Consider the following 375-nt stretch of genomic DNA (forward strand, 5'->3'; position numbering starts at 1 on the left):
GCGGATGCTTTGCTTTAAGAACGTTTGTCTAACTCAAATTAGTCACTTAATTAAGCCAAGTGCTATTAATTTTTAAGGAATAGGAAAAAACATAGACAAAGTGATTGTTATATAACAAATGGGTATTTATTTAAAATAGGGAGTATTTAATTTACTAAAAGGACTTTAGTGAAAGTGGTGCCCGAGGCCGGACTTGAACCGGCACGACTTGTTAGTCGAGGGATTTTAAATCCCTTGTGTCTACCAATTCCACCACTCGGGCATCGAGTTTGCTATTTAAAGCATGTGGAGTGTTGAATGGAGGCGCACCCCGGAGTCGAACCGAGGTGGACGGAGTTCCAATCCACTGCATGGCCACTCTGCCATTCCGCGAAA

Annotated in this window: 1 tRNA gene; it reads right to left on the minus strand. The window is 42.1% G+C overall.

The features are described from left to right. Positions 1-175 precede the first annotated feature (175 nt). Positions 176-262: transfer RNA gene (locus CWB60_RS20680), tRNA-Leu, on the minus strand. Between the last annotated feature and the right edge of the window lie 113 nt (positions 263-375).

The organism is Pseudoalteromonas sp. S327, from assembly GCF_005886415.1.
Taxonomy (GTDB): domain Bacteria; phylum Pseudomonadota; class Gammaproteobacteria; order Enterobacterales; family Alteromonadaceae; genus Pseudoalteromonas; species Pseudoalteromonas atlantica.